This window comes from Pseudoduganella namucuonensis (assembly GCF_900116645.1).
Classification (GTDB): domain Bacteria; phylum Pseudomonadota; class Gammaproteobacteria; order Burkholderiales; family Burkholderiaceae_D; genus Rugamonas; species Rugamonas namucuonensis.
In genome coordinates this window covers 433,579-442,491 of sequence record NZ_FPBO01000002.1, presented here as the reverse complement: position 1 = coordinate 442,491, position 8,913 = coordinate 433,579, and the positions used below count along the sequence as shown (strand labels likewise).

Annotated in this window: 6 protein-coding genes; all 6 read left to right on the top strand. The window is 64.1% G+C overall.

All coding sequences use genetic code 11. The annotated features are described in order from the left end of the window. The coding region (locus BM436_RS03895; RefSeq protein WP_093553752.1) for a DUF2345 domain-containing protein at nt 1-2,138 on the top strand (2,138 nt) is incomplete at its 5' end. 25 nt (nt 2,139-2,163) lie between these two features. Continuing rightward, nucleotides 2,164-4,410, top strand: coding sequence for a T6SS effector phospholipase Tle3 domain-containing protein (locus tag BM436_RS03890; RefSeq protein ID WP_093553633.1), 2,247 nt, complete (start codon nt 2,164-2,166; stop codon nt 4,408-4,410). A 10-nt stretch (nt 4,411-4,420) separates the two neighbouring features. Continuing rightward, nucleotides 4,421-5,977 carry a type VI lipase adapter Tla3 domain-containing protein gene (locus BM436_RS03885; protein ID WP_177306936.1) on the top strand — a complete coding sequence of 519 codons (1,557 nt, stop codon included), beginning with the start codon at nt 4,421-4,423 and terminating at the stop codon, nt 5,975-5,977. A gap of 57 nt (nt 5,978-6,034) precedes the next feature. Beyond that, a complete protein-coding gene (locus BM436_RS03880) occupies nt 6,035-6,304 on the top strand; it encodes a PAAR domain-containing protein (protein WP_093553629.1) in 270 nt (89 codons plus the stop codon). Nucleotides 6,305-6,454: 150 nt separating this feature from the next. Then, entirely contained in the window at nt 6,455-7,576 is a 1,122-nt protein-coding gene (locus BM436_RS03875; RefSeq protein WP_229488917.1) for a porin, read from the top strand. Between the two features lie 85 nt (nt 7,577-7,661). Then, nucleotides 7,662-8,858, top strand: coding sequence for an urea ABC transporter substrate-binding protein (gene urtA, locus BM436_RS03870; protein WP_229488957.1), 1,197 nt, complete (start codon nt 7,662-7,664; stop codon nt 8,856-8,858). Nucleotides 8,859-8,913: the final 55 nt, after the last annotated feature.

The following is an 8,913-nucleotide window of genomic DNA, read 5'->3' as shown; positions in this document are numbered from 1 at the left end:
GGCCGGTCAGTCCCGCCGGCACCGTGCGCTACCACCGCGACAGCCCCACCGAGCAGCGCGACGCCGTCACCGCCTGGAGCGCCGTGCGCACGCTGCGGCCGGCCAGCGTTGGTTCCCACAGCTGGGACTACAAGCTGCCCACCTCCGGCGCGCTGCTGTCCTCGTGGGTCGAGAGCGGCGCCGATCAGGGCTGGTACGTCAAGGGCATGGCGGCCAGCCTGGACGACTACCAGGTCGAGACGCCGCACGCCGCCGACGGCGAGAACGACAAGCGGAGCCTGGGCCAGGCGCGCATGAAGCGGCACGACTACGAGGCCAAATGCTTCCATGGCGAAGGCAGCGTGCGCGACCTGTGCGTGGGCGAGAACTTCACGCTGGCCGGCCACCCCGAGATCGACACCCATCCGCTGGACGAGCGCCACTTCACCGTCACGGCGCTGACGGTGGCCGCGCTGAACAATCTGCCGAAAGCGCTGGCCGCGCGCGTCGAGCGGCTGTTCGCGCGCAACCGCTGGCTGCGCGACGGCGCCGACGGCTGGCTGCAACGGGAAATGGGCGAGCAGATCAGCACCGGCCCGGTGCGCATGCACATCCACTTCACGGCGGTGCGGCGCGACACGCACATCGTGCCCGCCTACGACCCGCGCGTCGACCTGCCGCAACCGAAGCTGCAAAGCGCCATCGTGGTCGGCCCGGCGGGCGAGGAAGTGCATTGCGACGAGCTGGGACGCGTGAAGATACGCTTCCCCGGCACCAGGGCGAAGGACCACGCGCACGCCTCCGGGACCGGCGCGTCCGACAGCGACATCGATTCCGCCTGGGTGCGCGTGGCCTCCAACTGGGCCGGCAACGGGCCGGGCAGCCGGCAGCAGTGCGGCACGATAGGCCTGCCGCGCGTGGGCACCGAGGTGCTGGTCGACTTCCTGGGCGGCGACCCGGACCGGCCCGTCGTGGTGGGGCAGCTGTACAACGCGCAGGGAAAACCGGCGGCGCTGAGCTCCGCGGCCGGGCTGCCGGACACCCGCCACCTGTCCGGCATCAAGAGCCGGGAAGTCGAGGGAGGCCGCGCCAACCAACTCCGTTTCGATGACACCCGAGGCCAGATCAGCGCGCAATTATCCAGCGATCACGGCAACAGCGAACTGAATCTCGGTTTTCTGACCGAACCCAGGGGACGGGAGCGCAGCGGGCCGCGCGGCGAGGGCGTCGAGTTGCGGAGCGATGAGCAGATCGCGATCCGCGCCGCCAAGGGCATGTTGCTGACGGCGTGGCGGCAATTGAACGACGCCGGCAAGCAGATGGCGCGCGCCGAACTTCAGAATCTGCTGTCCGAATGCCTGGAACTGGCCAAATCGCTGGGCGAATACGCCACCCGGCACCAGGCGCTGCCATCCGATGCGAAGTCCCTCGAGGAACTCGACGCCGCCTTGAAGGCCTGGGAGGGCGGCAGCAACACCGAGCCGAAAGGCGATGGCGGAGGCGCGCCCGCGATCGCGCTCACGGCGCCGGCCGGCATCGGCTTCGCCACCCCCAAGACCGTCGTCAGCTACGCGGGAACCAGCATGGACACGGCCGCGCGGCTGAACCTGCGGATGACGGCGGGCCAGCGCATCAATCTCAACGCGGGCAAAGGCGTGTCGCTGTTCTCGCACAGCGATGGCATCAACGTCATCGCCCACAAGGGCAAACTCACGATGCAAAGCCAGCACGACGAAACGCGGATCAACGCCGCGAAGGACCTCAAACTCACCGCAACCGGCGGACAGATCATGGGCACGGCGAAGGAGATCGTCCTGATCGCCGCCGACGGCTCCTTCATCAAGATCGGCGACGGCATCACGCTCGGCACCAATGGAAGCATCACCCATCACGGCGCCAGCTTTCCCTTCAAAGGCGGCGGCGCGATGAACGCCGTCCTGCCCACGTTCGAGGAAGGCGAAACCCGGCTTCGCGCGGCCGTGAAGTATGAAATGAACACGTCCCGTGAAAGCCCCGCCACGGGACATGGGATCAAGATCGCGCACGACGACGGCAAGGTCGTGCGGACCACCGCCGACAAGGAGGGGAAAACGGAGGAACTGCGCGGCGACGAGATGTGGTCCGTTTCCTTTGGCGTCTCCAGCCCCGGCGGCGAGTGATTCATAACCCTGATGGAGGCCATCCATGTCGCGCTATGTGAAAACCCCGCAATACGTCGAGTGCAGCGGCATCTACACGGCGTCGTCCGCCATGGATGTCAACATCTGCGTCAAGCACCGCGTGCCCGGCAATATCATCCTGGTGCACGGCGTGAACGATCTCGGCACCAGTTACGAGGCGATGGAGCACGGCCTGTGCGAAGGCCTGACCACGCGGCTGGGCCGGGGCTACATCCCCGCCAGCTACCGGATGCCGACCGAGGCGGACGCCGGCAAACTCGAGGACGAGCCGGACTTCGTCTTCTTCCGCCGCGCGGTGACCGAACAAACCCACAGCCCCGTCATTCCCTTTTATTGGGGCTATCGCGAGCGCAGCGACCGCGTAAAGAAGAAAAACGGCGAGTACACCGACCGCCATGGCAACCGCGTGAACAAGGACTACGCCAAAGGCGGCGGCCCCTTCGCCAACGCCACCACGTCGCTGCCGGACATGTGGAACCGGGGCATAGGCCTGCCGCTGGCCGTCGAGGAACTCGGCGACGACCCCATCCGGCCGGTGCGCATCACGCCGGGCCGGATGTACATGGTGCTGGCGGCCAAGCGTCTCGCCGCGCTGATCGCCATGATCCGCGACTACGACGAGCGCGAGACCGTCTCCATCGTCGCGCACAGCCAGGGCTGCCTGGTCTCGCTGCTGGCGCAGGTGTTCCTGCTGCAGGACAAACAGCGCCCGGCGGACACGCTGATACTCAACAACCCGCCCTACAGTCTGGACGACGACCTGGGTTTTATCTGGCGCGCGGCGCGCTGGATGGACGGCAGCGACAACACCGATCCCGGCATGGCGCCCCACTACCTGTATCTGGCCGATTCACAAACGCTGCGCGCCAGGTTGGACACGCTGATCAACATCGTCAAGGCGGTCGGCGAGGAAGGCCGGAGTCACGCCAGCTCGCCCGTCTTCTCCAGCCTGAACGAGCCGGAACATGACGGCATGGTCGGCCCGACATGGGAGGCTTCCGCCGACCGGGACAATCGCGGCAAGGTCTATCTCTACTTTTGCCCGCAGGACGCCACAGTGGCGTTGGCGGGCATCAAGGGCATCGGTTGGCAGGGCGTGCCGGATTCGCAGAGAGGCCGGGAGGTCGACGAGACGGCCTTTCACTGGGACGGACAGCTGACCAAGAAATACGAGACGGCGCCGATAGAACGCCGGCCGCTCGCGGAACTGGGCGACCGCTTCTATCAACGCGTGTTCTCGCAGACCGCGCGCATGGACGCGCGTAGCGGCGTGATCTCGTACGAGAAGGTCGGCCTGCCGCGCCACCACTACCAGCTTCGCGCCGCCGGCGAGGACGACCTGAATCACGTTTCCCCCTCGGAGCGGAAACACCGGGAGAACCTGCCCGAAAACGCGTCGCGCGACATCACCGGGGAGCCTTTGAAAACGCCCGTGTACGCCGATCTGGGCGCCGCCTCCGAGATCAAACCGGACGATCCGCGCTTGCGGAACGCCGACATTCCCGCCGAGAGGCGGGGCGGACCGATGGAGCGCATCACCCCGGACGACGCGAGCGGCGCGACCGCCGGCAAGAACGGCATCCGCAGGATCTGGCAGCACCACCGATTGGACGGCGTGGACCCGAGTCCGGACTGGCGGAGCTCGCGGGACAGTCCCGCGCCGCGGGTCTACAAGGGGCGGGTGCGGTCCGGCGACATGGAGACGATAAGCAGGCGGATCAACGCCGGCCGGGAACCGGCGCAGCACTACACGGTTCACCAGGCATTCGAATGCCTGGACAAGTCGTCGCACTCCCGGGTCGAGGGCTACCTGGTGGAACGGGACGAATTGCCGGACGAGGCCAGGCTGCGCTGGCAGCAATCCTATGCGCCCAAGTCGTACCACAGCGCGATCGTCGGCAACAAGGCCAACCATGTCCATGTCACCGCGTATGACGTAGCGATAGGGAGTGGGAAGGCATCGAGCGATCCAAGGTTCTATGCTTACCTCTGCGCGGTTGCGGATTGGAGATTCAAGCGCGGTGTTGGAAAAGATATTTTGTCTGACGGGCGTGGAACTTGGTCAGCATTTTTGGACGAGCACGAAATGCATTGGGGCAAGGAATTAGAGTCGAGGCGCATCCTGATCGAAGGGACGATGAACTACTACAACACAGGGGTGTTACCGGCGCTGCCTTTGCTCTGGCAAGCCGTGAAAGCAGGTATTTGCGTGTGTGAGACAACCAATGGAAGAAGTCTTGTTCCAGACTAGGAGGTTTAGTGTGAATCTGCGCTGCATCGCCCTCGTATTACTTATTGAAATATTGCAGGTAGTTCCCCTGAAGGCCAGAGCGGCAGACGGCGCTGCGACTCAAATCGTCGGCATGGATCATCAATTTAAACCTGAAGGGACGCGTGTGCAAAACAATCAGGATTACGTGCTTGAAATCGTTGGTCTAGGGGTGACCTTTGAAAAATACCGCCAAGGTGCACTATGGAGCGAACTGGCCAAGGGAGATGCGTACTCAAGTTTGAGAGAAACCGACCCCAAAAAATATCCTTGGAGCGTTGGCGACAAGCATGTGTCTAGCGGAACCCGGGCCTGCCATGCACTGTACAACGGCGGATATCATATGCCGGAGTATTGGGGTGTTCCCTCTTTTTATGCCAGTACGCCCGATCTGGACCCAAGCGATCAGCCATCCAATACGAAACCAGTGATCGGCCTTGCCGGCTGTGGTGAAACGAATGGCATGGGGTGGCATTTGTTCATCAGCGGCGAATGGGCGTTAGCTGAGCGCCCCGATCGGCTGTTGGAGCAAGTGTTCGATTTTTTTGATTCCCATCCCGATGTCCCCCTGGTAGTTCTATCTGCGGCAGACTCAACTTCGCTTCGACACCTTAAGCGAGCTCCCAATAGTCCGAGACTAATCACCGAGGGCCACTATGTCCCCTCTTGGCCAGACGCTGCGGCCGTCTTGGTTCTGGCACGCCGAGATCGTGTGGATGCTATTCGTCACTTTGCCTGGGATGACCCGAAAAACGATTTCGGGCAGGAAAAACTGCGCATGATGTATTACCAGTTGAAGCGCACCGTGCCTTATCCTCCCAGGGAACGCTGGCCCGAACAGCATCTGGAACGCTATCCTACAGTGGCGGAATGGGAAGCGGCTTCAGCCAGCTTTGCCAAACGATCGGACATACGCGATGGTTGGGGAACCTACAAGCTCACCAGCAAATGGAAGCCCACGCCCTGGTTCCCCGTGCCGTGGAGCCATGAACAACTGGCCGCATTCGATCGCCTGCCGACGCTAGGTTACCTCCATCGGCCGGTCTTCGTGAAAATGATCAACGACAGAGGCGAACCCCTCACTCGCCGGGCCGATCGCGAGGCGGCATTGCAAAAAGGCTGGCAGCAGGCGGCGCTCGCAGTGCCGAAGGAAGCGCGCAATACGCTGCCGTCCCGCGTCATCGTCGGTGCCGACAACAACACCGATCAACTGGTGATGTTCCACAGCCTGCTCCGCCAGATCACCGCTGAAGGCGGTCCTGAGTTCGATCCGAACAAGCACCTGCAATTCATCGACACGGATCGCCGTCTGAACAACACCGGCGCCGCCACCTTCTTCATGCAAATCGCGATAGGGGTTCTCGGCAGTTATCGGGAAGGCGGCATCAGTGCCGCGTTCAATCTACGCGACCCGAACGAGGCCAGCATCATCCTGGTCAGCCCGGCGCCGGACGACAAGCGCACATCACAACGGCATCCCGCCGGCGGCGACGTTTTCCGCCACAAGGTCGAGCCCTTGGATGATCCGCGCGTCTACGAACAGAAGTGAGCGCGTTGGCGGCATTCGCCAGGAACATCCCCAACCTTCACCCATAACGAGGTACATATGCGTAAAGTGATCTTGCTCGGAGATACCACCTCGCACGGCGGCAAAGTCATCACCAGCAGCGCGCGGCACTTCACCGTGGACGGCAAGCCGATCGTCCGCGTCGGCGACAAATGCACCTGTCCCGTCAAGGGCCACGGCGGCGTCTGCACCATCGTCGAGGGAGAGTCAAAGCATACGATCGATGGCCGCCAAGTGGCGTACGAGGGCCACAAGACGAGCTGCGGCGCGTCCCTCATCGCCACGGGCGAAAAACTGCACCAGGCTTGATCCCGGCCGCCGCGCCGGGCCACGCCGGATGAAGCGGCCCCCCCAGTCCCCTGTCTACCCCGCGCCACTACGTAAGTTGACGTATGTGCCGCAAGGCACGCTCTGGTTAATCTCATGGCAACAACGATTCACACATGAGAGAGGCCTGGGATGAAGTCAACAAAGATGAGAACGGTGCTGCTGGCCATGGTGGCCGCGGCGGGCGCGGCGCAGATGGAGGCGCGGGCCGGGGCGACGGTCGAGATCGGCCCGGACAAGTCGGTCAGCGCCGGCTTCGGCATGCGCGCCAGCTATGCCAGCGTGGAGGACGCGGCGCCGAACGGCAGCTCGCGTTCCAGCGATTTCAACCTGGACAGTGCGCGCCTGTTCTTCGGCGCGTCCATGAGCAAGAACATCAAGGGGATGTTCAACACCGAATGGGACGGCGACCAGATCCGCGTACTGGACGCGGCCGCGCAGTTCTCCATCTCCCCCGAACTGAACATCTGGGCCGGCCGCCTGCTGTCGCCCAGCGACCGCGCCAACATGGCCGGTCCCTACTACTCGCTGGGCGGCGGCTACTGGGCCGGCGTGGCCTCGCGCTACGGCTACAACGGCGGCATCTTCCGCGGCCGCGACGACGGCGTCGTCGCCTGGGGCAACGCCATGGGCAACAAGCTCGGCTACTCCTTCGGCGCCTTCGAGGGCCACACCTTCGGCATCGGCGGCCTGACCCAGAACCAGGCCAAGGCCGCCGGCCTCAAGGTTTCCGACGACCTGATGTACGCCGGCCGCGTGCAGTACGACTTCTGGGACGCCGAGCCGGGCTACTACGGCACCGGCAGCTACCTGGGCGCCAACGACATCCTGGCCATCGGCTTCGCCGCCCGCACGCAGAAGAACGGTGTGCTGACGGTGGCCACGGCCGGCGACTACAACGCCTGGAACGTCGACTTCCTGCTCGAGAAACGCCTGCCCGGCGCCGGCGCGGTCTCCTTCGAGGCTGCCTACTACGACTACGACACCGACGGCGTGATCAAGTCCGAGCAGGGCACCGCCTGGTCGGCCGGCGCGGCCTACATCTTCCCGGCCGGCGGCGGCAAGCTGCAGCCCTTCGTCCGCTTCCAGAAGTTCTCGCCCGACGCCGGCGCCGACACGCGCCAGAGCGACGCCGGCGTGAACTACATCATCGACGGCTACAACGCGCAAGTGAGCGCCGTGTACTCGCGCACCAAGATGACCGGCGGCGGCGACCTGTCCAAGTTCGTCGTCGCCATGCAGTTCCAATATTGATCCCATCACATACAAGAGGTTCACCATGCAAACTCGCCGCACCTTTGTCGCAACCCTGAGCCAGATCGCCGCCGGCGCCGCATTGATGATGGGCGGCGTGTCCGCCCAAGCGGCCGACACCATCAAGATCGGCATCCTGCATTCGCTGTCCGGCACCATGGCCATTTCCGAGACGTCGCTGAAGGACGTGGCGCTGATGACCATCGACGAGATCAACGCCAACGGCGGCGTGATGGGCAAGAAGCTGGAGGCGGTGGTGGTCGATCCGGCCTCCAACTGGCCGCTGTTCGCCGAGAAGGCGCGCCAACTGATCGCCAACGACAAGGTGGCCGCCGTCTTCGGCTGCTGGACCTCGGTGTCGCGCAAGTCGGTGCTGCCGGTGTTCAAGGAGTTGAACAGCGTGCTGTTCTACCCGGTGCAGTACGAGGGCGAGGAACTGGAGAAGAACGTGTTCTACACCGGCGCCGCGCCCAACCAGCAGGCCATACCGGCGGTCGAGTACCTGATGAGCAAGGACGGCGGCGCCGCCAAGCGCTTCGTGCTGCTCGGCACCGACTACGTGTACCCGCGCACCACCAACAAGATCCTGCGCGCCTTCCTGAAGAGCAAAGGCGTGAAAGAGAGCGACATCGACGAGGTCTACACCCCGTTCGGCCACTCGGACTACCAGACCATCGTCGCCAACATCAAGAAGTTCTCGGCCGGCGGCAAGACGGCGGTGATCTCCACCATCAACGGCGATTCCAACGTGCCGTTCTACAAGGAGCTGGGCAACGCCGGCCTGAAGGCGACCGACGTGCCGGTGGTGGCGTTCTCGGTGGGCGAGGAGGAGTTGCGCGGCGTGGACACCAAGCCGCTGCTGGGCCACCTGGCGGCGTGGAACTACTTCGAGTCCGTGAAGAACCCGGTCAACACGGAGTTCATCAAGAAGTGGAAGGCCTACGCCGTCGCCAAGAAGCTGCCGAACGCGAACACGGTCGTGACCAACGACCCGATGGAGGCGACCTACGTCGGCATCCACATGTGGAAGCAGGCGGTGGAGAAGGCCAAGTCCACCGACACGGACAAGGTGATCGCGGCGATGGGCGGCCAGACCTTCAAGGCGCCATCGGGCTTCACGCTGACCATGGACCCGACCAACCACCACCTGCAAAAGCCGGTGATGATCGGCGAGATCAAGGGCGACGGCCAGTTCAACGTGGTGTGGAAGACCAAGGCGCCGGTGCGCGCGCAGCCCTGGAGCCCGTTCATCAAGGGTAACGAGGGCAAGCAGCAGATGTAAAACCAACGGCGAAGACCGGGGTCAGACCCCTCGGGGTCTGACCCCAGATTCACGC